Below are 25,249 nucleotides of genomic sequence, written 5' to 3' on the forward strand. Positions count from 1 at the left end.
GGTAGGCCTATTCAGCATGGCCGAGGTCGATGTATGCGTGGTGGGTGCGGGGTTCGCTGGCCTGACCGCCGCGCTTCGGCTGAAGCAGGCCGGTCACTCGGTGGCATTGCTGGAGGCTCGGGACCGGGTTGGCGGCCGAACCTTCACCGTGGTGCGTGAAGACGGGTCGTGGATCGACAAGGGCGGCGCGTGGATCGGCCCCACTCAGCACCGAATCTATGCGCTGATGAAGGAATTCGGAGTCGCGGCGTTCAAGCAGTACACCGACGGCGAAGCCATGATGGTTGTCGATGGCAAGCAGTACCGCTACCAGGGCACGATCCCGCGGACCCTGAGCCCGTTGGCCTCGATGAATCTGGGCACAGCCATGTTCGAAATCAGCCAGATGTGCAAGACGATTCCACTCGAGGCGCCCTGGGAAGCCAAGCGAGCCGCGAAATGGGACCGAATGACCCTGGCCCAGTGGCTGCGCAACAACGTCAAGTCCAAAGCAGCGCACGACCTCCTGGAAACGGCGATCGCCGGCTGCTACACCTCCGACGCCTCGGAGGTATCGATGCTGTTCGTGCTGTACCAGATGGCCTCGGGCGGTGGGCCCGGCTTCGTGCTGGGCAGCAAGGGCGCCGCACAAGACGCCCGGCCGATCGGTGGCATGGGCGCCGTTTATGGGCCGATGGCCGCCGAGCTGGGCGACGCGATCCACCTGTCCCAACCGGTCCGATCGATCACCCAGGATTCCGGCGGCGTGACCGTGCAAGCCGAGGGGCTAACCGTGCGGGCGAACCGAACGATCGTCGCGGTTCCGCTCGCGATCGCCAGCCAAATCGTTTATGAACCAATGCTTCCCACCGATCGGTCATTTCTGCACCAGCGGATGCCCAGCGGCGCGGTTGTCAAGATCTCCGCCGTCTACGACGAGCCGTTCTGGCGTGCCGATGGATTGTGTGGCCAAAGCGCCGCGCCGACATCGCTGGCTACGCTGACCATCGATGCCAGCCCCAATAGCGGGACACCGGGGGTGCTGTGCGTGGTGATCGAGGGGCCGGTCGCCCGGCAATACGAGCGCCTCGACGACGACGGTCGACGTCAGGCGGTGCTCGCCGCCCTGGTGGAACGCTTCGGCGCCAAGGCCGCGAAGCCGATCGACTACTTCGAGCAGAACTGGAGCCGTGAGCGCTACTCCGGCGGTGGGATGCTCAGCCATACTCCCCCGGGCGTACTCACCCAGTTCGGTCATGCGCTGCGCAGGCCGTGCGGCCGGATTCACTGGGCAGGCACCGAGACCTCGGCCAAGATGTGCGGCTGGATCGATGGCGCCATTCGCTCGGGCGAGCGCGCGGCCAGCGAAGTAATGGCGAACCAGACGATGACCATGGCCAGCGACTCATGACCTGGCGATCACCACTGAGCCGATTCGGCAAGCTCGTACACGAATAGCTCGCGCGGGTACACGCTGAGCCATTCTGGTGGCTGCCGAGCCTGCAGAACGCAGGATGCATTGTCGCCCAACCAATTTAGTGCCGATCGGTAGGAGCCTATGGTTGCCGGGCGAAATGGGCAGCGGTAGTAGCGGGCGAACACGTGGACATGGAGGAAAAGAATGCCTTTGCCCAGCCGTCCGTCCGGCATGTCTTCGAACACGATGATGCTGCGGCGCGCAACTCGGTAACACTGTTTGATCAGCGCCACCGGGTCATGGCTGTGATGCAGCACTTCACTGAGAACAACATGGTCAAATGACCTGTCCGGAAAAGGAATTGACGTGCCATTGAACTCGCGGAACGGAATCTCGGTACGACGAGCGTCCTTGACGTCTATGCCACTCGGGGATATCCCGTACATCTGCTGCAAGTACGCAGACAGATAACCCGTCCCGCACCCGACATCGAGAACGCTATCGCCCTTGCCGAGGTGGCCGCCAAGCGCGTGAGCCTGTTGCCGAAGTCGCTCTGCCGGCCGCAGCACCTCGCGCATGTGGTTAAGCTTTGCGCTCAACTTCTCGGAAAATGGCTGCACGGCCCTCATTTTGCCGTGACCATATCAGAGAATCGGCGTCTGGCGGCCGAACGGACACGACGTGCCCGATGACCACAGAACGCGAAGCGGCGATCCAAGTGGTCACGGCTGACGCAGCTCTCGATGCAGGTTCCGGTAGATCGTCTGGGCCGCGCGCAACTGGGGGTGCAGCCAGGACGGAAATCCTTCGATCGGCAGCGGCTGACGATTGCCTGGCGCGATGTCTGACCTCGCCCTCGCCTCGCGGAACAACACGTCATGCAGTTGCGGACAGCGCGTGTCGTAACCTGAGCGCACGATCGGGGGCGAGGCGCTGGGATCGCACGGGGACAACCCGAGGAACGCGGCGAGCGCGCCGAGCCGGGCAGGCGGATCGGCCTGCACCGCAGCGAAATCGACAAGCGCCACCCCCTGATCGCCGGCCGGGGTGTTGTCGTACAGATCCCACAGCGCAGACCAGGCGAAGTGGCGATCGTTGAATGGGCGCACCAGCGGTTCAGGCAGTGTGCTCAGAGCGCAGGGCGGGGTGCCCAGGTATGGCTAGAAGTCACCGACATCTCCCAGCCTGCGCTGTCGCGCCTCGTTGGCCCAGACTTCGCGTTGCAGGCTGGGCATGCCGAACAAGGCGCTCTTATGCCAATGGGCACGCAAACGGCCTTCATCGAATCCGCTGAAGTCGCGTTCCTCGCGCAGCCGTGCCAGGAAGTCCGCCCAGCAGGTCAGTGTGGCGGGCGGGCAGGTCGCCCGCCCCGCTGGGCTGAGCCACAGCCGGGGCCTGGCCTCGGAACCTCCCGACAACAGGTCCGCCAGCCCGAGTGTCATCAGGATCAGCGACTCCAAGGCCAGCGCCGGCTGGCGCACCAACACCAAAGTCTTGTCGATGATCGCGCGCCAAGCCCGCCACTCCCGATCGGGCCCGATATGTTGCGCGGTCTCCTTGATCAGCACGACAGCCGGCCGGGACGCCGGGCACGGACCAACCGCAGCAACCGCATCGGCGATCAGCCCAAAAGTCTCGACGACCCGAGCATCGGCCCGCAGATGGTACTGGCCCGCCGGCTCGGTCACCACCGCATCAACCTGACCGTGTCGCGCCAGGGCATTGGCAAGCGCCGTCGAACCGGTGCGCGGCGGCGACAGCAGCAGCACCAGCCGCAGCCGGCCGGTCGCCACACGTTGGAGTAGGTAGTCGTAGCTGGATAGTCCGGCGATATCCATCCTGACTACCGGGGGTGGTGTCGGCGAGTTGTGGGAAATCCCCGGCTGCAATCCATAGTCGATGGATACCATATAGGGGTATGCGGCACAAGCGCGACAGGACTGGACTCCGGAACAAGACGTCACCGGGCCGCCGATCAGTGACACGTCAACGGGCACAGGCGTTTCTGAGCTTGATGACGCTGGCGTGACCGGGCCCGCCCGGGTCGGCCAACAAAAGTATCTGGCCGGTCGATGAGCTCGGAGCCTATCGTCAAGCATGCCCATTTCCGCGTTTCCCGCTCCCGAGGTGCTGGCGGCCCGCCAGAAGCTGGTGCTCGACCATTTCCACGATGAGGTCCGTCAGGACTGGGACGACGTGCTGTCCACCTTTCCGCACCCGCGCTACGAGCTGATCCCGCAGATGACCGTCCACGACGGAGACCAGGCGGTGCGCGGCTACTACCACTACACCCGAACGGCGTTCCCGGACCAGGACCAGGACCAGGACCAGGACCAGGACCAGGACCAGGACCAGGACCAGGACCAGGACCAGGACCAGGACCAGGACCAGGACCAGGACCAGGACCACGAAATCATCGCTTTGCGACACAGTGCCGACGCGGTGATCGTCGAGTTCTGGCTGATGGGCACCCACCGCGGCTACCTCGGCAAGATTCCGCCCACCGGAAGCCGGTTCCGGGTCCGGATGACCGCCTATTTCGTTTTCGACGAGGCGGAAACCCTTGTCTGCGAACGCATCTATTTCGACACTCTGACCATGATCAAACAGTTGCTGGGCGGGCTGGCCATGCGGCGGCCGTCGAACTGGCTGCTGGCTGCGCGTTGTGTCCGGGGCCTGCTGTCCATGTCGTCGGGGGAACCGGACCGGGCACTGACCAACACCACCGAGCCGACGTTTGCGTGACTACGCTTCCCCGTGGCAGTGCGAATGCCTAGACTCCCCCGCTAGCCGATGCTTTTCAGGAGGCTGCCATGCGAGTAGCAGACCGACATGTGTTGGGCGCCCTGGCCGCAATACCATTGCTGTCCGGCTGCGCCACCACCACTCATCAAGCGGGGCAGGAATCCACGATCGCGCCGCCCACCAAAGCCGCAACAGCGGTCACCGCTACCGTCCCGGCGCAGCCCGCCTCCCCCGGCTCGAGCACACAGAAATGGATTGACCTGCAGGTCGGGGATTGCGTCGCCGACCTTCCCCCGGCAGACCTGAGCCGCATCTACGTCACCGTAACCGATTGCGCGACAACGCATCTAGCTCAGGTGTACTTACGCGCTCCGGTGGCCGTCGACTCCGCCGTCGCCGACGTCGCCAATCGGGAATGCGCGGCGGGGTTTGCGCCCTACACCGGCAAGGCCGTCGACGACAGCCCCTACGCGGTGACCTGGCTGATCGACTCACGGCAGGACAGAACGGGCGCAGACCCCACCCCCAGCACCGTCATCTGTCTGCTGCAGGCCGCCGACGGTCAGCCGCTGACCGGCTCCGCCCAGCGCCCAGGCTCATGAACCACCAACATGTAGACGCGGAAACCAAGGCGATACAGCAACCCGACAGGACCGTGCGATTCCTCGACGGCAGCGTGCGTGTCGTGATGGAACTGTTGGGCACGGTCGCCATCGGCCATGGCATCTACCAACCCGGCTGGAAGTCGTCGGTCCACGTCGGCCCGACAACTGGCAGGGCCTCGGCGCGGCACGTCGGGTACGTGCTGAGCGGGCACATGGCGGTGCGCAGCCACGACGGTCTGGAGATTCTGGTGGGACCCAACCAGGCATTTGCCGCCGAGCCTGGCCACGACGCGTGGGTGGTCGGCAACGAACCCTGCGTCGCGCTGGACTGGTCGCCGATCGACCCATCTGCCTTCAGCGTCGCGACACCAGATGACGAGCGGAATCGCTGACACCAACCCCACCCGCCCTGAGTCGGCCCGGCCACCCGCCCTCAGCTGCGGTTTGCGTATCGTCGCACCGAGCCGGTTGGCCTCAGCCCACACCGATCGCTGGCGTTTCGGCTGTGGGCGCCCGGACCGGGCACAACTCTGGCTAGACTCGGTCGACGTCGAAAACGCCTGTGCCCAATATGACTTGCGAGGTGCCTAGTGGCCGAAACCACCACACCCGACAGCGAAGAATGCGCCGAGACCGAACCCGACTACCGGTTCACTCTGGCCAACGAACGAACCTTCCTAGCCTGGCAGCGAACCGCGTTGGGGCTTCTTGCCGCGGCGGTCGCCCTGGTGCAACTCGTCCCCGAGCTGGCCGTCCACGGTGCACGCCATGTGCTGGGCGTGGTGCTCGCGACACTGGCGATTCTGACCAGCGGGATGGGGCTGCTGCGCTGGCAGCAGGCCGATCGCGCCATGCGCCGCGGCGAACCACTGCCCCACCACCCGACACCGGCATACCTGGCTGTAGGACTGGCGATCGTCGGCGTCGTCGCGCTCATCTTGGTGGTCGCCAAGGTGGTCACGGGTTGAGCCAGTCGTCGGAGACTGCCCAGGCGGCGGATCGCGGATTACAGGCCGAACGCACCACGCTGGCCTGGACCCGGACGTCGTTTGCGCTGCTGGTCAACGGCGTGTTGTTGACGACCAAGGACGTGCAGGCCCACCCCGGACTAGCGGGGCTGGTCCCGGCCGGCCTGGCCGCGCTGGCGGCGTCGTGCGGCTACATCATCGCCTACCAACGCCAGCGAACCCTGCGCCGGCGCCCACGACCGCAACGAATCACCGCTCGCCGTCAGGTCTACATCGTCGGGCTGGCGGTGCTGGTGCTGATGGTCGTGACCGCGTTCGCGCAGCTGCTGTAGGCCGCGCCAGGCCATCGCCGGGCTCAGTTGACGCGGTCGGAGTGCTGTTCGCGCAAGAGCGCCGCCAGTCGGCGTACTTCCGTGCGCAGCTCATCGATCTGCGCAGCGGTGGCGGCACGGTTCGCGGAATCAGTTTCAGCGACCCGCTGCACTATCCACAATGCGAGTGAGGCGGTAACGACACCGATCAGGCTAATGCCACCGATCATCAGCAATACGGCAATTACTCGGCCGGTGACTGTGATCGGGTACAAATCTCCGTAACCAACGGTTGTCACCGTAGTGATGGCCCACCACACGGCCTTTCCGAAAGACGTAATGGTGGCCCCCGGATGGCCACGTTCCTGGTTGAGGATGGCCAGTGAAGTGACGTAGATCAGCAGGGATACACCCCAGGGCTCCGGCGTTGTTGATTAGCAGGCTTGTGAGCTGGGTTGATGATCTTTGGTGCCGCGCTATTGGGGCCGGAGTGTAGGCACGGGCTATCTGGAGAACGATCGAGTTGGTTACTGTTCGTCGTTGGTCTGGAGTTGCCCGTGCCTACCGTTTCAGTATTGCCTGTGTCGTCGGTTCCAGAGGTGTTCGACCGCTGGAGTCCTGGTGAGCGCAGCGAGCTCATCGGATCGGAGTTTCTCGATGTGTTGGCCTCGGTGCCAGACCCGAGGGGCCCACGCGGTCGGAGGTATTCGCTGATGGCTTTGTTGGCGATCGCGGTTCTGGCCACTGCCGCGGGGATGCGCGGCTATGCTGGTTTTGCCACATGGGCGGCCACCGCTCCCGATGATGTGTTGGCCCAATTAGGGGTCCGGTTCCGGCGGCCCAGTGAGAAGACCTTCCGCGCTGTTTTGTCTCGGCTAGACCCCGCCGACCTCAACGCCAGGATGGGCAGTTACTTCACTGCACACGTGGCCAGCAGCGACCCCAGTGGATTGGTGCCGATCGCGTTGGACGGCAAGATGCTGCGTGGTGCTTTACGCGCCAAAGCGACAGCCACGCATCTCGTGTCGGTGTTCGCCCACCGTGCCCGATTGGTGCTCGGTCAACTCGCTGTCGCCGAGAAAAGCAATGAAATTCCCTGCGTACGTGCCCTGCTCACGCTGCTGCCGGGTAGCTTGCGGTGGCTGGTCACCGTGGATGCGATGCATACCCAGGTCGTCACCGCGAAGTTGATCTGCGCCACCTTGAAGTCGCACTACCTGATGATCGTCAAGTCCAACCAAGCCAAAATATTTGCGCGTATCACCGCGCTGCCCTGGGCCGAGGTGCCCGCAGCCGCTACCGACGACTCCCGCGGCCACGGCCGTGTCGAGACCCGCACCCTGCAAATCATCACCGCTGCACGAGGAATCGGCTTCCCCTACGCAAAACAAATCATCCGGATCACTCGTGAACGCTTGATCACCGCCACCGACCAGCGCAGCGTGGAGGTGGTCTATGCCATCTGCAGCCTGCCGTTCGAGCACGCCCGCCCTACCGCGATCATGACCTGGATGCGTCAACACTGAGGAATCGAGAACAGCCTGCACTGGATACGCGACGTCACCTTCGACGAAGACCGTCAAAGGGCACATACCGGAAACGGCGCACAGGCCCTAGCAACGCTACGCAACACCGCGATCAATCTGCACCGCCTCAACGGCGCCGACAACATCGCCGAAGCCTGCCGGATCACCGCTTTGACCGCCAACCGCCGCCTAGACCTCCTCAATCCACAATCCCCCAGCTCACAAGCCTGCTAATCAACAACGCCGGAGCCCTGGGATACACCCGAGATGGTGTAGAGCATGATGCGACCGCGAACGGCATTGCCCACCGCCTTCTGCAGCGCGCCGACCAGGACGAGCAACCTCAGCAAACGCAGTGGCCGCATCATGGGAAGCGCGACGATAAGCAGGTCGATTATGTGCCGGATAAACCAACGCCCACGGTGAGGCGCCAAACACAGGCGCGCGATGTAATCGAAGACGAAGAGGCTCCAGGCGACCCAAGTTGCCACCCCCAAGAAGGTCGCCTCTAAACCCTGCGGCTGATACAGCACTTCGATCGAGTACATGGCGAGGAATGCGATGGCTACCATGGCCAGTGGCCATTCGGTGCGCTGCTCCCATAGCTGGTCTTTAGTTTGCTCAGTCATAACGGCTGGGCCTCCGAGTCGATCATGGCGTTACGTATCCGTCTCAATTTCTGCCCGGCTTTAGGGTAGCGGGCTGGCCTTCCGCGCGGTAAAGGTGATAACGGGCTAGCCGAATTCGGTTCGCGTGAAACTTGTTTCGACTCCGCAGCGATCAGCAACCGAGTTGCCCGGCAAGATCGAGGAAGTCTGCGGCGTTGATGTCGAACTCATCGGCATAGATTGCATCGGCCGCACCACCGATACCGAATTCGAGCGGCCGCGCGACGAAGGCGGTGCGCAGACCCAGACGGGCCGCGGCGCGGAGGTCGTACTTATGGCTGGCCACCATCATGACCTCGGCAGGTTCACACCCGAGGTAGCCGACGGCCATCCGATAAGCGGCCGGATCGGGCTTGAACACCCCGGCCATCTCGGCCGCAAAGATCGCATCCCAGGGCAGAGCGGCCCGCTTCGAGATGTTGACGACCGCGCTGACGTCCGCATTGGACAGGGTGGCCAGCGTGAACTTCGTCTTCAGCCGAGTCAGGCCGGCCACCACGTCCGGCCAGGGACGCAGCCGCTGCCAGGCAAGGGTGAGCTCGTCACGCTCGGCGGCCGAGAGTCCGGTGACACCGCAACCGTCCAGCACCGCGTCAAGGACTTGTCGGTACACCGAGTAGACCGAAACCCACCCGCCGTGTCCGCCCGAGGAAGCATCCAACGCGCTGAAGTAACCGGCCCGCCAGCGCCGGACCAGCTCGGGCCAGTCCGCATCCGGGTGCCGTCCGGCGCTGATCCGCCGCGCCTCGTCACAGACGGTCGAATGAAAATCCGTCGCGGTCCCCTGCACGTCGAAGAGCAACGCCGTCACCATGAGGCTCATCATCCAACCTCGGCCACCCCAAGCTTGCCTGGGGTTTGCCTCTCGCCCGGTCTTGGCGAGCAGACACAGAATCGCACCGCGGGCTCCGCGCGGGTGCGATTCTGTGTCTGCTCGCGGTGCTAGCGGTTGGCGCGGGCTCTGCGCTCGGCGCCATCGCCGAAGTCGGCACCGAGCGCCCGGTAGGCGTGCGCGTACTTGCTGGTCAATCTGGCGCGGTCGGCGTCGCTGAGGTTTGCCATGCGTTCCGGGTCGGTGTTGTCGGCCAGGTCGGCGAGTTTGACCTCGCGAGCGATCGGGTGTTCGCGGATACGCCGGTAGTAGTCGTCGGGTGGGACGTGATCGCGTCGGGTGAGCCGCTCGACTGCATCGATCGCGCTGGCGGGGATGCCTTGCTCAGCGAGTTGGGCAGCCGTAATCCCCGAGTCCTCGATGACGTCGTGCAGCAAAGCCGCCACCGCGGCCTCGGCGTTGGCCGGATCGACATAGGCCGCAACCCGGCGCACATGCCCCAGGTAGGGCAGCCCGGCCTTATCGAGCTGGCCGGCGTGAGCCGCGGCGGCGATCGAGTCGGCAATTGCGATGTGGTCCACGTCTCCGCCCTCACCAGCGCCACCTAGTCCAATGCCGCAATCGCGGCCTTCAGTTTGGGCATTGTCTGCTCGAGCAGTTTGAGGCTCTTCCAGCCTTCCTCGGGTGACAGACCGCCCAGCAGCGGCTGAAACGCAAATCCCGACCGGTCGACCACGTCAGGCACTCTGGCCAGCAGATCATCCGGTGTCCAAGCCGCGAACAGACCCGCCTGGCGCAGCACGGCGGGATCGGTCAGCGACTTGAACGGCGAATTGGACGCATCGCCTTCCTGCTCAGCCCATTTGGCGTACTCGGTGATGACATGGATGGCATGGCGTTCGATTGCGGCCCAGCCACGCTCGGTGTCTTCGCATAGATGGATGCTGATCGGGATGAGCATCGGCCGAAAGTAAAGCCCCGGCTCACGACCGTGTTTGCGGCATTCTTCGAGATAAACATCCACCAGGTCGGGAACCATTGGCAGGAATCCGAGACCGAAGCGCGCGGCGCGACGGGCCGAGGCTTTGACGCCGCCGCCGACCAAGATGATCTCCTCGGGCTTCTGTATCGGCAGCGGGCGCACACACACCGGGCGGCCGTCGGCTTCGAACGTCTCGCCACGCAGCGCCCGGATGATCGTCTCGATACCCGAGTCCATGAGCTTGGCCCGATCGGCCAGCGACTTGCCGAACATCGCGAATTCCGATGCCACATAGCCGGCACCGAACGTCACGTTGATGCGCCCGCCCGACATCAGATCGGCGATGGCGATCTGTTCGGCGACCAGCACGGGATCGTGCAGCGGCAGCACCACCGCGCCGATAAGCAGGCGGGCATGCTTGGTCACCGCGGCCATCCCGCCCGCCATGCAGGGCTCCGGCGTTGTTGATTAGCGGGCTTGTGAGCTGGGGAATTGTGGATTGAGGAGGTCTAGGCGGCGGTTGGCGGTCAAAGCGGTGATCCGGCAGGCTTCGGCGATGTTGTCGGCGCCGTTGAGGCGGTGCAGATTGATCGCGGTGTTGCGTAGCGTTGCTAGGGCCTGTGCGCCGTTTCCGGTATGTGCCCTTTGACGGTCTTCGTCGAAGGTGACGTCGCGTATCCAGTGCAGGCTGTTCTCGATTCCTCAGTGTTGACGCATCCAGGTCATGATCGCGGTAGGGCGGGCGTGCTCGAACGGCAGGCTGCAAATGGCATAGACCACCTCCACGCTGCGCTGGTCGGTGGCGGTGATCAAGCGTTCACGAGTGATCCGGATGATTTGTTTTGCGTAGGGGAAGCCGATTCCTCGTGCAGCGGTGATGATTTGCGGGGTGCGGGTCTCGACACGGCCGTGGCCGCGGGAGTCGTCGGTAGCGGCTGTGGGCACCTCGGCCCAGGGCAGCGCGGTGATACGCGCAAATATTTTGGCTTGGTTGGACTTGACGATCATCAGGTAGTGCGACTTCAAGGTGGCGCAGATCAACTTCGCGGTGACGACCTGGGTATGCATCGCATCCACGGTGACCAGCCACCGCAAGCTACCCGGCAGCAGCGTGAGCAGGGCACGTACGCAGGGAATTTCATTGCTTTTCTCGGCGACAGCGAGTTGACCGAGCACCAATCGGGCACGGTGGGCGAACACCGACACGAGATGCGTGGCTGTCGCTTTGGCGCGTAAAGCACCACGCAGCATCTTGCCGTCCAACGCGATCGGCACCAATCCACTGGGGTCGCGGCTGGCCACGTGTGCAGTGAAGTAACTGCCCATCCTGGCGTTGAGGTCGGCGGGGTCTAGCCGAGACAAAACAGCGCGGAAGGTCTTCTCACTGGGCCGCCGGAACCGGACCCCTAATTGGGCCAACACATCATCGGGAGCGGTGGCCGCCCATGTGGCAAAACCAGCATAGCCGCGCATCCCCGCGGCAGTGGCCAGAACCGCGATCGCCAACAAAGCCATCAGCGAATACCTCCGACCGCGTGGGCCCCTCGGGTCTGGCACCGAGGCCAACACATCGAGAAACTCCGATCCGATGAGCTCGCTGCGCTCACCAGGACTCCAGCGGTCGAACACCTCTGGAACCGACGACACAGGCAATACTGAAACGGTAGGCACGGGCAACTCCAGACCAACGACGAACAGTAACCAACTCGATCGTTCTCCAGATAGCCCGTGCCTACACTCCGGCCCCAATAGCGCGGCACCAAAGATCATCAACCCAGCTCACAAGCCTGCTAATCAACAACGCCGGAGCCCTGTGGCCCGGCATCCACAGCTCATTGCGCAACCACTTGCAAACGGGTCAGCCGCTGGGGACAGAGGCGATCGCATGAGCGCGAAGTTCCGGGAGTTCATCCCGCCCGACGACGCACCGCGCTACGCCGGTCTGGACGCGGACGCAGAAACCTACGCCGACCACGTGGGCGAGATGCTGCGTCTGGGTTTGGGGGACAACAATCCCTTCGATCTCATCGTGGAGAGGTCCAATGCACCGTTTCAGGGGGTGAGTGCCGACGGGACGATCGAGCCGGGCCTGTTCGACCTTGCTGCCGAGGGCGCACCCATCGCCGACATGGTCAAGGCGGCGAACCACTTGCTATCCACGGTGACCCCCGCCGAACGCGCCAAGCTCGTTCATCCGCTGACCTCGGTGCTGCGGCGGCGCTGGCTCAACCCGGAGTTCTACTTGTTCCGCTACGGCCTGCGCCTCGACGAGGTCACCGCCGAAACCCGAACCGCCATCTTCGATTTCCTCAAGACCACGCTGAGCGAAGCCGGCTACACCATGGTGCGCAACTGCATGTACGTGAACGGGTTCCTCGGAACGATCATGGTGGCGCCGCTGATCATGAACGAATACAGCTACAACTTCACGCTGTTTGGCGAGCCGTCGTTGACCGAACCATGGGGCTGGCAGATGCACGGCCATCACTGCGTGCTGAACTGTCAGATCGTCGGCGAGCAGATGGTCATGACGCCGTGTTTCTGGGGAGCCGAACCCAATGAGGTCGACCGAGGTCCGCGCCGGGGCCTGACCCTTTTCACCGACGAGGAAAACCTCGCGGTGGCGCTGTTTGAGACGCTTCCCGCGCAGCTGCGTGAACGCGTCGTGCTCTATCCCAGCGCCTACGATCCCGCCGTGCCCCAAGGCAGGCTCAGTCCGTTCGACCATCTGCATCTGGGCGGGTTCAGCCAGGACAACAGGGTCATCCCCTATCAAGGAGCCCCGGCAGCGGACTTCGGCGCGGCCTCCCGCGACAAGCTCGTCGAGCTCATCGAGGTCTATCACCGACACCTGCCCGATGGTCCGAAGGCCGCACGGATGGCCGAGATCCAAAAGCAGCTCGACAGCACGTATTTCTGCTGGATCGGCGGTTCGGGCCCGGAAGATCCGTTCTACTACCGGATTCAAAACCCAGTAACCCTGATCGAATTCGATCATCACGCCGCGGTCTTTCTCAACAACCCCACCGCCATGCGGTTCCACATCCACACGCTGGTGCGCACACCCAACGGCAACGATTACGGCATGGCTCTGGTGCGGCAATACTGCGAGGCGCACCAGCGCTCGATGGCCGGGCTGGAGCTCAATCAATAGGCATATAGCCGACAACTCGTGGACTCCGCTGGCGACAGCTGCCCCGCTGAATCCGCCGCGGACCCCGCTCAGCGCAGGCTAGTTGGTAATTCCACCCAATTCCCGTGCCACCGCGTCGAATGCACGCAGCGTGTTCGCCTGTTGCTGCGGGTCGTCCTGAGAGGCCGGCCGGCTGGACAGCTTGGCGCCGACCACCTGCGCGGCGCGGTTGATGTAGATCAACTGGCCACACATGCCCACGCACAACGCGACGTTGCTGCCCGGGTAGGGAAACCACACTTGGTTGCGGTACATCCCGCCCGGCATTTTGGTGTCGTCGGGGCTGGCGGCAAATGCCTGACGCGAATCGGTACCGCCGTCGAGCGTGTCGGCGATCCACGCCGCCGGCACCACCTGCTGGCCGGTCAACGAGACACCGTCACGCAAGAACAGCGACCCGAACCGGATCATGTCGGTAAGACAGGCGTTGATGCCGCCGTCGAATATCCCGGTGCCGGCCGGGCCCGCCGTGTCTAGCGCGATGCTGGCGTCGCATTGGGCGCCGATGCGACTCCACAGCAGATGCGACATCAGTTCGGGCATCGGCTGGCCGCCGGCGACCTCGCAGATCCAGCCGAGTACATCGGTTTCACACGAGCGATATTCGAAGGGGCCGCCGTGGGCCGACTTCTGCCGCAAGGTGAGCAGGTAGTCGCGCAGTGTGGCGGGGACATCCGGATTGTGCTTGGGCGCCCACCCGATCACCTGCTCGCGCACGTGTATTTCGGCGGCCGGGTCGTCGTAGTTCTCCGAGAAGCCAACACCTGATCTCATGTCCAGCAGGTGGCGCACCGTCGCACCCGCATAGCCGCAGTTCACCAAGGCGGGAACGTATGTCGTGACCGGCGCGTCAACGTCGATCGCACCGGCCCCAGACAGCGCGCCGACCACCGCCGCCACCAACGATTTGCTCACCGAGAACAGCAGGTGCCGCGTCTGGGGCCGCAATCCACCGAGGTACTCCTCGGCCACCAGCGCACCGCGGTGAGCCACCGCCCACCCGTCGGTGACGGTGCCGGCCATCACCGCACCAACGGTGGTCGGCGCCCCCTCGGTGTTGGTCAACTCGATGTCGGCGACCGGAGCACCGGCCGCGGGCAGCGCCACGGCGGGGTTGGTCCCGCGCGAGATCAGCGCGGTCGGCATGAAGTCCTCGACATGCTGGAACGCCCAGTGCGAATACGGTGACGAGAGCCAATTGCCCAGCGAAAGACCGGCCGGGACGCCGCCGCTCACGCGCGTGCGACGAGCCGCGAGACGATCGGCGCGGCCGGCGTCAGGGGTGTCGAGGCAAAGTGCGCCTTGAGGCCCTTGACCCAGCGCTGGCAGCGCTCAGTGAGCTGGTAGTCGTCGGTCTGCAGATGCCCGCGGGTGACAAGCACACCGAGTTGGGCTCCCTCGCAACGTAAGTCGCCAGGTGCGGCGACCCGCATGTAGAACGCCTCGGACTCGTCGAGCAGCGTGGCCCAGTCGTTGCCCTGACGAGCGAAGGAGACGCTGCCATCGTGGTGCAGGCGCCACACCCCGGTGCGTGGGGTTGAGGTGAACAGCTCGAGCTCCGGCGAGGTCTCCGACATGATGAGCTGACCCCAGACCTCGTCCTCGCCGTAGCCGCGTTCCCAGCGCGTGTTGATCTCCTCGATGTCGAGCTCGTATTCCACGTCCATGTATTCGAGCAGGTGGAACAGGAACAGCGGCATATCGGCGTAGGCCTCGGTGGTCAGGTTCGTCATCGGGCTGGCCCCGCTCAGGCGTGGGTTCACCTCGCCGAGGTAGAGCTCGTTTGCGTCCAGATCGTGCAACAGGTCAACCTCGAAGTAGCCGCGGTAGCCCTCGCGGCTCAGGACATCGCCCAGCTTTCGAACCATCTCGCGCGCGGCGCGCGTCTGGGCGGGCGGCAGCACCTCACGCCAGACGTCATTGCCGCACCAGGCCCCTTTGGACGGAGTCAGCTCCGGGTAACCGACCAGACTCGTCATCGCGGGGCCGATCACGGTGCCGTGGCGGGTCACGGTCCCCTCGATACACACCTCGACATTGCGGATGCGCTTCATGACCTTGATTTCCGGCTGCTCCACCAGGTCAGCGGCGCACTGGTCCCAGTCACGCTCACCGCGCACGAAGAAGGTCGCACTGCCGGCGTTGCCATATGCGGCCTCGATGACCAGGTCATCTCCCAGCCCGGCGTCATGCGCCAGCGTCGATAGCTCCTCGTAGGAGCCGGACCGCCCGATCACGTGCGGCACGCTCGGCACGCCCGCCTCGTTGGCCAGGCGAGTCATGACGATCTTGGAGCCGAGCCGGTGGCGCAGCTCCGCCGGGGGATGAATGACCTCGAGCCCCGCCTGGCGCGCCAGGGCCTGGGTCTCTCCGTCCAGCATCACAAAGCAGGCCTTGCCGCCGGGCCCCCGGCGCGCGATGAACTCGAGCGTCTCGGGGTCACGCAGCAGGTGGTTGCACACATCCCCCATGCCGTCGAAATCCCTGCGGTCACGCCGCCGCGGCACGAACACGCGCGAATGCGCGCCCTCGAAGGAGTCAAAGTAGGTGAGGTAGAAGAAGTTTCGCACCCATCGGTCGATGCCTAGCAGGTTGAACGGCGTCGGCGAGATGAAGTAGAGCGGCAGCTTGTTGTTGTGGAAGAACGCGCGGACGTCCGAAAGACCGTTCAGCACACGGGGCGGCTTGGGCTCGGGATTACCTGCGGTCACGATCGCACCAGCCGCGGTGTCGTCGAGCCTTGAGCCCGGCGCGGGGGCGGCGGCGGTAGGGACGGTGCGGTCAGCGCGACGGCGGTGAATTCGCATACCTCCATTGGTCCAGTGTGGACCCGAAGGTGGTCGTATCGAAATGTGGGGTGCCTGAACGTCCGCCGAGCAACGGGTACATTCTCGTCTAACCAGTCCACCCGGCATCACTGGCAAATTCAAGATCTTCGATGCGATGAGGCCGATCGACCCTATCCCGGGCGCAAGATCGAGCATGATCCTCAGAGAGATAGTCGAAGGAGCGGACCAATGAGCAAAGGCGATCTCGCGGTGATTCGCCACCCCAGCGGAGTATCGGTGTCCACCCTGCCCCAGGCTTTTCAGCAGACCGCGGCCGTAGCCCCGGACTCGGTGGCCATCCGCACGGTCGGAAACCAAGCCGTCCTCACCTGGCGCCAGTACGCCGATCGGGTGCGAAGGATCGCTGCCGGGCTGGCCGCTCTCGGGGTCGAACGCGGCCACACGGTGGGGATCATGCTGCGCAACCGTCCGGAGTTCCACTTGGTCGACACCGCGGTCCTGCATCTGGGCGCGATCCCGTTCTCGATCTACAACACCTCGGCTCCCGACCAGATCAAGTACCTGTTCAGCAACGCTGAGAACAAGGTCGTCTTCACCGAGAAGGACTTTCTGCCGGCCATCAATGCGGCCGTCGCCGACCTTGCTCACGTGATCGTGATCGACGCCGACGCCGACGCCGACGCCGACGCCGGTATGAGCCTCGAACAGCTCGAATCCAGCGGGGCCAAAACCGATTTCAACTTCGATGCGACGTGGCAATCCGTCCGGCCCGATGACATCGCCACCCTCATCTACACCTCGGGTACCACCGGCCCGCCCAAGGGCGTCGAGCTCACCCACGCCAATGTGATCGCCGAGTTCTCCGCGATCGTCGAGCTGCTTGGCATGCAGCCGACAGATCGGATCACCTCCTACCTGCCGCATGCACACGTCGCCGACCGCGTGACCGCGCACTACGCCAACATGGTCTTCGGAGTGCAGGTAACCGATGTCGCCGACGTCAAAGCGATCGCCGAGGCGTTACCGGACGCCCGCCCCACGTTATGGCTGGGGGTGCCCCGAGTCTGGCACAAGATCCAAGCTGGGATCGAAACCAAGCTTGCCGAGGCCGGCGGAGCCAGGAAGCGGCTGGCCCTGTGGGCCATCGACACCGGCATCCGCGCTGCCCGTCAGACCTTGTCCGGCAAGTCCCTCTCCCCGGCACTGGCCATCAGCCACAAGATCGCCGACCGCCTCGTGTTGGCCAAGGTGCGCGAGGCGCTCGGCCTCGATCAACTGCGCTGGGGCGTCACCGGCGCCGCTGCCATGCCGGTCGAAACACTGGAATTCTTTTGGGGCCTAGGCATTCCCGTCTACGAAGTGTGGGGAGAATCGGAATGTGTGGGCGGCGCGACCTCCAATCGACGCGACGCCATCAAGCTCGGTTCGGTAGGTAAACCGCTGCGCGGCGTCGAGGTCAAGGTGGCCGGGGACGGCGAACTGCTGATCCGCGGACCGATCGTGATGCGCGGCTACCGGCACCAGCCAGAGAAGACCGCCGAGGCAATCGACGCCGACGGCTGGTTGTACACCGGCGACATCGGCACCATCGATGCCCAAGGATTCGTCACCATCGTCGACCGCAAGAAGGAGTTGCTCGTCAACGAATCCGGAAAGAATCTCTCCCCCAGCAACATCGAGAGGGCGATCCAGGCCGATTGCCCCTTGATCGACCAGGTGGTCGCGTTCGGTGACGCACGTCCCTACGTGACCGCACTCGTTGTCCTCGATCGTGACACCGCCGCGGCGCAGGCCGCCGCCTTGGGCATGGCCGATCCGTCGGCGGCCGCGTTCGCCCAGAGCCGCCAGGCACGCGAAATGCTTACCGCCGCGGTCCGCGAGGGAAACTCCAAGCTCTCCCGGGTGGAACAGATCAAGCGGTTCATCATCATCGGCACCGCGTGGGATCCGGGTGGAGACGAACTCACCCCGACGATGAAACTCAAACGCAAACCCATCGCGCAGAAGTATTCGACCGAGATCGACAAGCTCTACGCCGCAACGCCCGGCCCGGAGATCGTCGACCTATCCAAACCCGACTGACTCGCGCACTCACATGTCATCGCACTTGGTCGCAGCTTCTCGATGAAGCTGAGCAACCCACTGCGGCATCCTTTTTTCGTACCGCGCGTCGAAAAGCCCCGCGCGGAGGGCCGTTTCTACCTGCCCGATGGGCGCCGGCTTGGCTTCGCCGAGTTCGGTGACCCCGCGGGCGCGGTGGTGCTGTGGTTCCACGGCACGCCCGGCGCGCGACGCCAGTTCCCGCTGCTGGGCCGGCGTGCCGCCGAAGAATTTGGTTTGCGCGTAGTCGTCGTGGAGCGCCCCGGCTCGGGTCTCTCCGACTGTCACGCCTACACCGCGATGGCCGACTGGGCCACCGACATGACTGCGGTGGCCAACGCGCTGGGCGCCGAGCGGCTTGCTGTCGTCGGCCTGTCCGGCGGCGGCCCCTATGCCCTGACCTGCGGCGCGGTAGCACCCCTGGCGTCTCGCGTGGCCACCGTGGCGGTGTTGGGCGGAATAGTTCCGTCGGTCGGCCCCGACGCCACCGCCGACGCGGTCACCGATCTTGCCCGTCGCTTCACCCCCATCCTGTCGGAGTTGCGCCGCCCGCTGGCGGCGCTGGCCGCCGGACTGCTGCCCCTGGTCCCGGTCTCGCACTACCTCTATCGGGCTTATGCCAGCATCACTCCCGAGGGCGACCAGCAGGTCTTCGCCGACCCCGAATTGGAGGCAGTGTTCCTCGATGACATAGTCCTGGTCGTCAAGAGCCGCTGCCAGGCCATGATCGACGATTTGCGGCTGTTCGGACGGGACTGGGGCTTCCGGTTGCCCGACGTGACGGTGCCGGTGCGGTGGTGGCACGGCGATGCCGACCCGCTGGTACCGCTGGCCGCCGCCCGAGCGGCGATCGCGCGGCTGCCCAATGCCGAGCTCATCGCGCGCCCGGGCGAAAGCCACCTAGGCGGCTTCGCCGCCGCCGACGAGGTCCTCCAGTTTGTCCGCTCATCGCTTTGAGCTGCAACGACTTTGTCGACTCTGCCCCGCGGCTTTGATCCAGCCCACGTGGCGCGAGCGAAATCGCCGCCCACCGTGGTATTCGCATGTTCACGTGGGTTGGTGCCGCCGCAATTCACCCGTTGTTTGCATTCGGGCGCCATGCCCAGTCACTGAGATGGCCCCTTGCCGCGCCCGGTAGCGACAAATGCCTGCGAACTCTCACGCCGGCTGCATACACTGCCGAGAGATTATTAGGGTCCCCTTAGCAGATATGAGGTGTCCGGCGTGCCAACGAGGACCGATGACCCGCAGATCGTGGTGTCGTTCCAGGACGACAGCCTGCTGATTGGCGGTGATCCTGCCGCTGTCGAGTCCTATCTGTCGCGGTTACGTGCGATCGCCGGGCAGACCATGCGGGTCGCGGGAATCCACGGCGCCCCGCTGGCCCGCGCGGCGGGCAAGCTCGCCGGGGTGACCGCGGTGCTCACCAATTGCGACAAATACGTTCAGTTGCATCCCGACAGCCTGAGCGCGTTGCGGATCGGCAACCTCGTTCCCAGCTCGGCGGGCTTCTATTGGATGACGGCACCGGCTGAGGCCGGCCAGTTCCTGGCGCAGTTGCAGTGGCGGCCGGCGGGGCTCGGCCCGGAAGCCATGGTTTCGGCGCAGATGATCGCGGTGCAGATGGCGTTGAAGTCCGCGATTGCTCAGGTCGAAGACGCGGTCCGTCGGGTAGAAGACAAGGTCGAAGCGGTGCTCGAAGTCGCCAGAGCACAACGTGCCGGCGACGTTCTGGGTAACAGCCTGACCATTTCGCGGATGGTTGAGTCGCTGGAGAAGTACGGGTCGCTGCCCGATGCCTACTGGGATTCGGTGGCAGCTCTGGGCCCCGCGCTCAATGTCACAGCCGAACAACTGCGCAACCACGTCAGGCGCGCGCTGGCGTGTTTCGCTGACGACCTGCCCGTGCAGCAGCGCGCGGCAAAGCTGCGCAACGCCGTCAACGACAACCGGCTTGGTGATGCGTTGAGCCTGTTGGTGATCGCCGAGGAGTCGCTGCACAAGTGGCAGCGTCTGAGCCTTGCCCGAATCGAGTCGACGCAACCACAGCAGTTGCTACGAGCGATCGACGAAGCCCGCGAGCTCGTCGATCATCATCTGCGCGAGGATGTCCGCATCTATCAGGACGCCAAGGAGATTATGGACCGGTTCGCGAAGCTAGAGGCGATCGACGGCTTCCGTTTCCTGGCGGTGCGCGAGCTGGCCAAACAGCGCCTAGCCCTGCGCGACGAGCTCGACAGTTTCGCGAGAGCCCGCCACCAACAGGCCGCGATGTGGGAGGACTTCCACGTTCCGAGTGTGCTCGATGCGGCATTTGCCACCATCGAAGTCGCGGCGGGCACCACCAACCGGGCCCTGGTGGCCGTCGGTCGGGGGCTCGTCGGCCTGGGTGCGCAGCTGACCGAGCCGCTACGGGGCAACAGACGCGGCGAGCAGGGACCAGTCATACAGCGCGACAAAGACGCTGAATCCGCGATAGACGGCGCCGGTCTGCAGGAATCCGATCCGGCCTGCTGAGCAGGCGGCGCCGGTAGCCGACACCACTTTCTGTGGGACGAATGGCTCCCCGGAAATGGGCCTAAAGACCCGTTCGGCCGGTTTCGCCACGCGATAGCGTGATCGGTTTACGGCCAACAGAATCCGGTTGCCGGTGCCGGCTGAGCGGGAGCGTGCGGTGAGGCAGGACACGACAAGCACATCGCCCGTTCGGCGGGCCGCGATCCAGGTGCTGGCCGGGGCGGGGCTGCTGCTGGTTGTGCTCGAGGCGTTCTTGATCGTCTCCTTTCGGTTACGTCTGCGCCCAGCGATCAACGCAATCCGGCGCTTCAACAGGGCCGTGCTCAACCCGGCCATGTTGACGATGGCAGGGTCCGCACACTGGTATGCCTCGGTGATCCATCATCAGGGCCGCACAACGGGGCGGGCCTACGCGACGCCCGTCGTCGCGGAGCGTGTTGGTGACCAGTTCTACATCCCGCTCCCCTACGGCCGGACGGACTGGTGCGCCAATGTCATGGCGGCCGACGAGTGCACCGTCGAGCACAAGGGCCGGCGCTACCGCACCACAGCGCCGGCGGTCATCGGGTTCGCGGTCGCGGCCCCGTTCATCTCGGCGCGGTCGCGCCGAACGTTCCGCCTCTACAAGGTGCGTTCCTTTCTTCGCCTCGACATCACCGACAAGGCGTGAGCCACCGGGAAAGTTTCTCCAGTGTGGTCAGCCTGATCGCAAGCCTGCGAACATCTCGTTGTGGGCCTGTGGTCGGATTAGTGTGGGGTAAGGTGCCCTCGCCGGTGCCGCCGCGGTGCCGCGAGGGCAATGCAGTAATGCTGCGCTGAGCACTGGGGAACGCGATGAACCAGCAGGATTCGCCGAGTACTTGCTACCGCGCGGAGCCCGTTGACGCCCAGGCATTTACCGCGCACTTCGATCGCCTGTACACGCGACTGGCCCGCCCCTACGACCTCGCGGTCAAGCTGCTGCCCGTGTGGCGGCATTGGATCAGTGCAGCGCTCCCGCACATCCGCGGCCCGCGCGTCCTGGAGGTCTCTTTCGGCACTGGTTGGCTGCTCACCGGCTATGCGAACAACTTTGACACCTACGGGGTGGACCTCAATCGCCGCATGGTCGCAATGGCGCGGCGCAATCTGCGCCGCGCGGGTGTGAGCGCCGACTTGTCCCAGGCAAACGTCGAGGCACTGCCCTATCCGGACGGCCAGTTCGACACCGTCGTCAACACCATGTCCTTCAGTGGTTATCCCAACGGTGCACGGGCGATGACCCAACTGCATCGTGTGCTGCGCAGACAAGGCCGGCTGGTCTTGATCGACGTTGGCTATCCCCAAGACGGCAATCGCCTGGGCACTGCGCTGGCCGGTATGTGGCAACGGGCCGGTGACGTGATTCGTGACATGCCAACGCTGTTGGATGACTTCGGCTTCGAGGTCCAGCACGAGCAGATCGGCGGTTTCGGCAGCGTCCATCTCTACCTTGCGACAAAATTATGACGACGCCACCACTCACGTCATCGCCGGTCCGGACCAGCCACGTCGGTAGAGTTCGGCAGGTGAACTCGCCGTCGGTGCTAGAGGCGACACTGCCGGCCGCTTGCGCGCAGCTCCGCGACGAGCCGTCGGCGACATCAACGGGAAAGAACCGGTCGGGTATGGCAGCCCCGGCATGCGGCATCGAATCGCACACCGGCCCCGATCGTCGGATCCAAGCGCAAGGCGGGATATGGAATCAGAGCTGAGAGCGCGCTGTTGTGTCGCCGGCGGCGGGCCGGCTGGCATGATGCTGGGCTACCTGCTGGCCCGGGCCGGGGTCGACGTCATCGTGCTGGAAAAGCATGCAGACTTTCTGCGGGATTTCCGCGGCGACACCATCCACCCGTCAACTCTCGAGGTCATGAACGAGCTTGGGCTCTATGACCAGCTGTTGCAGCGGCCGCATCAGCCGACACCGACGCTGAACGCTCAATTCGGTAGCTTCCGAGCACTGGTCGCCGATTTCCGCCACTTGCCGGTTCGCGGAAAGTTCGTCGCGATGATGCCGCAGTGGGACTTCCTGGATTTCATCGCGAAAGAGGCACAACGCTTTTCGTCTTTCCGGCTGCTGATGCGGGCCGAAGTCACGAAACTGATCGAGGAGCCCAACCGCGTCACCGGCGTAGTCGTGAATACCCCCGACGGTGAGCAGAAGATCCACAGCGACCTCGTGATCGGCTGCGACGGACGGACCTCCACCGTGCGCGCCCAAGCGGGCTTGCAGGTGCTGAGCCTGGGTGCGCCGATGGATGTTCTGTGGTTCCGGATGTCGCGCCGGCCCGGCGACCCGGAGGAATCCATGGGGAATTTCGGTCGCGGCGCCATCCTGGTGTTGATCAACCGGGGCGACTACTGGCAATGCGGTTTCGTAATCGCCAAGGGGTCCATCGAACAAGCGCGTCGCCATGGGGTTGAGTTCTTTCGCGAAGAGATCGTGAAGATGGCGCCCTTCGTCAAGGACCGAGTCGCGGAAATCACCGACTTCGACGATCTGCGGCTGTTGACCGTCTCGGTCGACCGCCTCAAGCAATGGCATCGGCCGGGACTGCTCTGCATCGGCGACGCCGCCCACGCGATGTCACCGATCGGCGGAGTTGGGATCAACCTGGCCATCCAGGACGCGGTCGCGGCGGCCAATCTACTGATCTCGCCGTTACGTCGCGGCCAGGTGAGCGATGCCGATCTGCAGCGTGTGCAGGCACGGCGCGAGTTGCCGACCCGCGCTACCCAGGCGGTCCAGGTGTTTCTCCAAAAGAACGTTGTCACCGCGGTATTGGGTAGTTCGCAACAGTTCAAGGCGCCACTGCAAGTGCGACTGATCCGGCGGCTCCCGTTGCTCGCCCGCATTCCCGCCCGCCTGATCGGCATGGGAGTGCGCCCCGAGCATCCCGACCTGGCGGTGATTGACAAGCCAGGGCCGACATAGCGCATAGGGTGGGCAAGGAGGACAACCGTGGCGCTTTCCCTGAGCCAGGCCCGTTCGGTCTACGACAGGATCGGACGCATTCAGGACTGGCAGGCCTTCTATGAGGATGAGACGCTCGACCGGCTCGTGGCCAATGCAGCCCTGGCGACCGGTCCGCGGACCGGGTGCTGTCCACGTTTGTGTTCGACCTGCTCGATGAGGCGTATGCGAGGGCGGTGCTGGACGACTTGCGACGAATCCTGACTGCCGACGGCCTGTTGTGCGTGGCCAGTCTCTCCTACGGGGAGCGGCCGCTGGAACGGGTCGCCTGTCGCGCCTGGAACGGGCTGTGGCGCGTTGCGCCACAACTTGTCGGCGGATGCCGTCCGATCAGTGTGAGCGCGCTGCTAGACCCCGGATGGAAGCTGGCGCATCACTCGCACGTACACCGCTTCGGGCTCGTGATGGAGGTCGTGATCGCCAGCCCCAACGCTTCCCAGCCATGACCGCGTGCTTGCCCCCTGCGGTCAGCCCGCCGGCGCCAGTTCGCGCACCACGTCGAGCTTGAGGAACTCCGGCGCCTTGAGCACCCGGCGAAGCATGAACCGGATGAACGCCGGCATATCGGTCGCGTCCTCGTCGCGGAAGACCACGGGGTCGCCCAGCTGATAACGATGCCGCCTGGTCTCCAGTTCGCAGCCACCAGCGGCGAGGACATTCTTCACCCAGTCCGAGCTGGTGCCGTAGGTCAAAGCGATGACAAATCCGTTGCGCCGGTGAAAGGCCCACAGCGGGGTGCGGAACGTGCGGCCCGACTTGCGCCCGCGATGGACCACGACGGCCCACCCTGGGGCCCATGGGGCGACGTACTTGGTGAACCGATTGAGACTGATCTTGTTGGCCTTGGCGACCCAGCGTGGTGCCGGCATTTTGAAAAACTCCTCACTCGTGGAATTAATGCCATTACGCTAACGTTGGCCGCCCGAAAAGTCAACGACTGTAGAATTTCAGGACTATGCCCCCAATGGGACGACGTCGAGGTAACCCCGACACCCGCAACGCGATCGTCACGACCGCTCGGCGGCTGTTCGCCGAGTCGGGCTACGAACAGACCTCGGTCCGTGACATCGCCTCCGCGGCCGGGGTGGACCCGGCGCTGATCCGGCATTACTTCGGCAGCAAGGCCGAACTCTTCCGGTCCATCGTGGGATGGCCGTTCGAAGCTGATGCGATGAGTGCGCTCATTCTCAGCGGCGATCGTGACGAGCTCGGGGCGCGGCTCACCCGGGTGTTCTTGGAGGCTTGGGAGCGGCCGGAATCACGCGCCCCTTTGCTGGCGATCCTGCGCGGTGCGGCCACCCATGAAGAGTCCACCACCCTGGTCCGGCATTTCTTTCAGGACCAGATGTACCCGCAGTTGGCCCAACCGTTGCCAGGCCCCGATACCGAACTGCGGATCGACCTGGCCATGGCCCAGCTGCTGGGCATCGCCTACCTGCGCCACGTCCTTCGGCTGGAGCCCATTGCCTCCACGCCGCGGGAAGAGGTGGTTGCCCGGGTCACGCCCACCATCATCGCCCACCTCGAGCCATCGCGACTGGACAAAGCCGCGGACCGCTAGCTGCGAATGTGCGGCGGCGCGGCGCATCGAAATGCCTGCGACTGCGATTGCTGCCGCGTTATGG

25 protein-coding genes and 3 pseudogenes are annotated in these 25,249 nt (G+C 64.6%); 16 read left to right on the forward strand and 12 right to left on the reverse strand.

The genetic code is table 11. The features are described 5' to 3' along the window. Positions 1–16: 16 nt before the first annotated feature. The gene (locus MPSD_RS16925; RefSeq protein WP_012395008.1) at positions 17–1,390 is read left to right on the forward strand and encodes a flavin monoamine oxidase family protein; all 1,374 of its coding nucleotides are present in this window, start codon (positions 17–19) and stop codon (positions 1,388–1,390) included. A gap of 8 nt (positions 1,391–1,398) precedes the next feature. Here MPSD_RS16925 and MPSD_RS16930 read toward each other — a convergent pair whose 3' ends face one another. The 3 genes from MPSD_RS16930 to MPSD_RS29525 form a co-directional block, all read right to left on the reverse strand. Beyond that, positions 1,399–1,974, reverse strand: a complete 576-nt coding sequence (locus MPSD_RS16930) for a class I SAM-dependent methyltransferase (protein WP_232022558.1) — start codon at positions 1,972–1,974, stop codon at positions 1,399–1,401. Between the two features lie 144 nt (positions 1,975–2,118). Next, positions 2,119–2,505, reverse strand: a complete 387-nt coding sequence (locus MPSD_RS29520; protein WP_232022559.1) for a hypothetical protein — start codon at positions 2,503–2,505, stop codon at positions 2,119–2,121. A 51-nt stretch (positions 2,506–2,556) separates the two neighbouring features. After that, the gene (locus tag MPSD_RS29525) at positions 2,557–3,234 is read right to left on the reverse strand and encodes a hypothetical protein (protein ID WP_232022560.1); all 678 of its coding nucleotides are present in this window, start codon (positions 3,232–3,234) and stop codon (positions 2,557–2,559) included. A 259-nt stretch (positions 3,235–3,493) separates the two neighbouring features. Here MPSD_RS29525 and MPSD_RS16940 point away from each other — a divergent pair, with 259 nt between their 5' ends. The 5 genes from MPSD_RS16940 (at position 3,494) to MPSD_RS16965 (ending at position 6,046) form a co-directional block, all read left to right on the forward strand. Next, positions 3,494–4,141: an ester cyclase gene (locus tag MPSD_RS16940; RefSeq protein WP_086085714.1), complete on the forward strand. Its 648-nt coding sequence runs from the start codon at positions 3,494–3,496 to the stop codon at positions 4,139–4,141. Between the two features lie 68 nt (positions 4,142–4,209). Beyond that, positions 4,210–4,743 (forward strand): hypothetical protein, encoded by a 534-nt coding sequence (locus MPSD_RS16945; RefSeq protein WP_012395012.1) that lies wholly within the window; start codon positions 4,210–4,212, stop codon positions 4,741–4,743. Positions 4,744–4,829: 86 nt separating this feature from the next. Next, complete coding sequence (locus tag MPSD_RS16950) at positions 4,830–5,138, forward strand: cupin domain-containing protein (protein ID WP_020787014.1); 309 nt, start codon at positions 4,830–4,832, stop codon at positions 5,136–5,138. A gap of 198 nt (positions 5,139–5,336) precedes the next feature. Next, entirely contained in the window at positions 5,337–5,714 is a 378-nt protein-coding gene (locus MPSD_RS16960) for a YidH family protein (protein ID WP_012395013.1), read from the forward strand. Next, complete coding sequence (locus MPSD_RS16965; RefSeq protein ID WP_020787013.1) at positions 5,711–6,046, forward strand: DUF202 domain-containing protein; 336 nt, start codon at positions 5,711–5,713, stop codon at positions 6,044–6,046. The genes MPSD_RS16960 and MPSD_RS16965 overlap by 4 nt, the downstream gene beginning before the upstream one ends. 23 nt (positions 6,047–6,069) lie before the next feature. Here the strand turns inward: MPSD_RS16965 and MPSD_RS16970 are convergent. Then, positions 6,070–6,438, reverse strand: a pseudogene (locus MPSD_RS16970) (potassium channel family protein); the annotation flags it as partial. Between the two features lie 144 nt (positions 6,439–6,582). Here MPSD_RS16970 and MPSD_RS16980 point away from each other — a divergent pair. After that, a pseudogene (locus tag MPSD_RS16980) lies at positions 6,583–7,785 on the forward strand (ISAs1-like element IS2404/ISMul1 family transposase). Here the strand turns inward: MPSD_RS16980 and MPSD_RS16985 are convergent. The 5 genes and pseudogenes from MPSD_RS16985 to MPSD_RS17005 form a co-directional block, all read right to left on the reverse strand. Beyond that, entirely contained in the window at positions 7,782–8,180 is a 399-nt protein-coding gene (locus MPSD_RS16985) for a hypothetical protein (protein ID WP_232022561.1), read from the reverse strand. The pseudogene MPSD_RS16980 and the gene MPSD_RS16985 sit on opposite strands and share 4 nt — an antisense overlap. A 151-nt stretch (positions 8,181–8,331) precedes the next feature. Next, entirely contained in the window at positions 8,332–9,045 is a 714-nt protein-coding gene (locus MPSD_RS16990) for a haloacid dehalogenase type II (RefSeq protein WP_086085905.1), read from the reverse strand. Positions 9,046–9,161: 116 nt separating this feature from the next. Further along, positions 9,162–9,632 carry an HD domain-containing protein gene (locus tag MPSD_RS16995; protein ID WP_012395017.1) on the reverse strand — a complete coding sequence of 157 codons (471 nt, stop codon included), beginning with the start codon at positions 9,630–9,632 and terminating at the stop codon, positions 9,162–9,164. 23 nt (positions 9,633–9,655) lie between these two features. Beyond that, positions 9,656–10,459, reverse strand: a complete 804-nt coding sequence (locus MPSD_RS17000) for an LLM class flavin-dependent oxidoreductase (RefSeq protein WP_232022562.1) — start codon at positions 10,457–10,459, stop codon at positions 9,656–9,658. 42 nt (positions 10,460–10,501) lie between these two features. Then, positions 10,502–11,704: pseudogene (locus tag MPSD_RS17005) on the reverse strand (ISAs1-like element IS2404/ISMul1 family transposase). A gap of 214 nt (positions 11,705–11,918) precedes the next feature. Here MPSD_RS17005 and MPSD_RS17015 point away from each other — a divergent pair. Continuing rightward, positions 11,919–13,187, forward strand: a complete 1,269-nt coding sequence (locus tag MPSD_RS17015) for a DUF3500 domain-containing protein (protein ID WP_086085389.1) — start codon at positions 11,919–11,921, stop codon at positions 13,185–13,187. Between the two features lie 78 nt (positions 13,188–13,265). Here MPSD_RS17015 and MPSD_RS17020 read toward each other — a convergent pair whose 3' ends face one another. Together MPSD_RS17020 and MPSD_RS17025 are read right to left on the reverse strand one after the other, a co-directional pair. After that, entirely contained in the window at positions 13,266–14,462 is a 1,197-nt protein-coding gene (locus tag MPSD_RS17020; RefSeq protein ID WP_086085390.1) for a serine hydrolase domain-containing protein, read from the reverse strand. After that, on the reverse strand, positions 14,459–15,937 hold the full coding sequence (locus MPSD_RS17025; protein WP_020787008.1) for a biotin carboxylase: 1,479 nt from the start codon (positions 15,935–15,937) through the stop codon (positions 14,459–14,461). Before MPSD_RS17025 ends, MPSD_RS17020 begins: the two co-directional genes overlap by 4 nt. A 306-nt stretch (positions 15,938–16,243) precedes the next feature. Between MPSD_RS17025 and MPSD_RS17030 the strand changes: the two genes are divergently transcribed. The 7 genes from MPSD_RS17030 (at position 16,244) to MPSD_RS17065 (ending at position 24,070) form a co-directional block, all read left to right on the forward strand. After that, positions 16,244–18,097, forward strand: coding sequence for an AMP-dependent synthetase/ligase (locus MPSD_RS17030; protein WP_086085391.1), 1,854 nt, complete (start codon positions 16,244–16,246; stop codon positions 18,095–18,097). Positions 18,098–18,139: 42 nt separating this feature from the next. Beyond that, entirely contained in the window at positions 18,140–19,072 is a 933-nt protein-coding gene (locus MPSD_RS17035) for an alpha/beta fold hydrolase (protein ID WP_086085392.1), read from the forward strand. 267 nt (positions 19,073–19,339) lie between these two features. Then, a complete protein-coding gene (locus MPSD_RS17040; RefSeq protein ID WP_086085397.1) occupies positions 19,340–20,632 on the forward strand; it encodes a hypothetical protein in 1,293 nt (430 codons plus the stop codon). A gap of 157 nt (positions 20,633–20,789) precedes the next feature. Beyond that, positions 20,790–21,302: a nitroreductase/quinone reductase family protein gene (locus MPSD_RS17045; protein WP_036427254.1), complete on the forward strand. Its 513-nt coding sequence runs from the start codon at positions 20,790–20,792 to the stop codon at positions 21,300–21,302. Positions 21,303–21,466: 164 nt separating this feature from the next. Next, positions 21,467–22,120 (forward strand): class I SAM-dependent methyltransferase, encoded by a 654-nt coding sequence (locus tag MPSD_RS17050; RefSeq protein WP_020787004.1) that lies wholly within the window; start codon positions 21,467–21,469, stop codon positions 22,118–22,120. Between the two features lie 229 nt (positions 22,121–22,349). After that, complete coding sequence (locus tag MPSD_RS17060; RefSeq protein WP_086085393.1) at positions 22,350–23,585, forward strand: FAD-dependent oxidoreductase; 1,236 nt, start codon at positions 22,350–22,352, stop codon at positions 23,583–23,585. A gap of 164 nt (positions 23,586–23,749) precedes the next feature. Further along, positions 23,750–24,070 (forward strand): hypothetical protein, encoded by a 321-nt coding sequence (locus MPSD_RS17065; protein WP_232022564.1) that lies wholly within the window; start codon positions 23,750–23,752, stop codon positions 24,068–24,070. Positions 24,071–24,091: 21 nt separating this feature from the next. Here MPSD_RS17065 and MPSD_RS17070 read toward each other — a convergent pair whose 3' ends face one another. After that, on the reverse strand, positions 24,092–24,493 hold the full coding sequence (locus MPSD_RS17070; RefSeq protein WP_020787001.1) for a nitroreductase family deazaflavin-dependent oxidoreductase: 402 nt from the start codon (positions 24,491–24,493) through the stop codon (positions 24,092–24,094). Between the two features lie 95 nt (positions 24,494–24,588). Here MPSD_RS17070 and MPSD_RS17075 point away from each other — a divergent pair, with 95 nt between their 5' ends. Then, positions 24,589–25,185 (forward strand): TetR/AcrR family transcriptional regulator, encoded by a 597-nt coding sequence (locus MPSD_RS17075; protein WP_020787000.1) that lies wholly within the window; start codon positions 24,589–24,591, stop codon positions 25,183–25,185. The last annotated feature ends 64 nt before the right edge of the window (positions 25,186–25,249 follow it).

This window comes from Mycobacterium pseudoshottsii JCM 15466 (assembly GCF_003584745.1).
In the GTDB taxonomy this organism is placed as follows: domain Bacteria; phylum Actinomycetota; class Actinomycetes; order Mycobacteriales; family Mycobacteriaceae; genus Mycobacterium; species Mycobacterium marinum.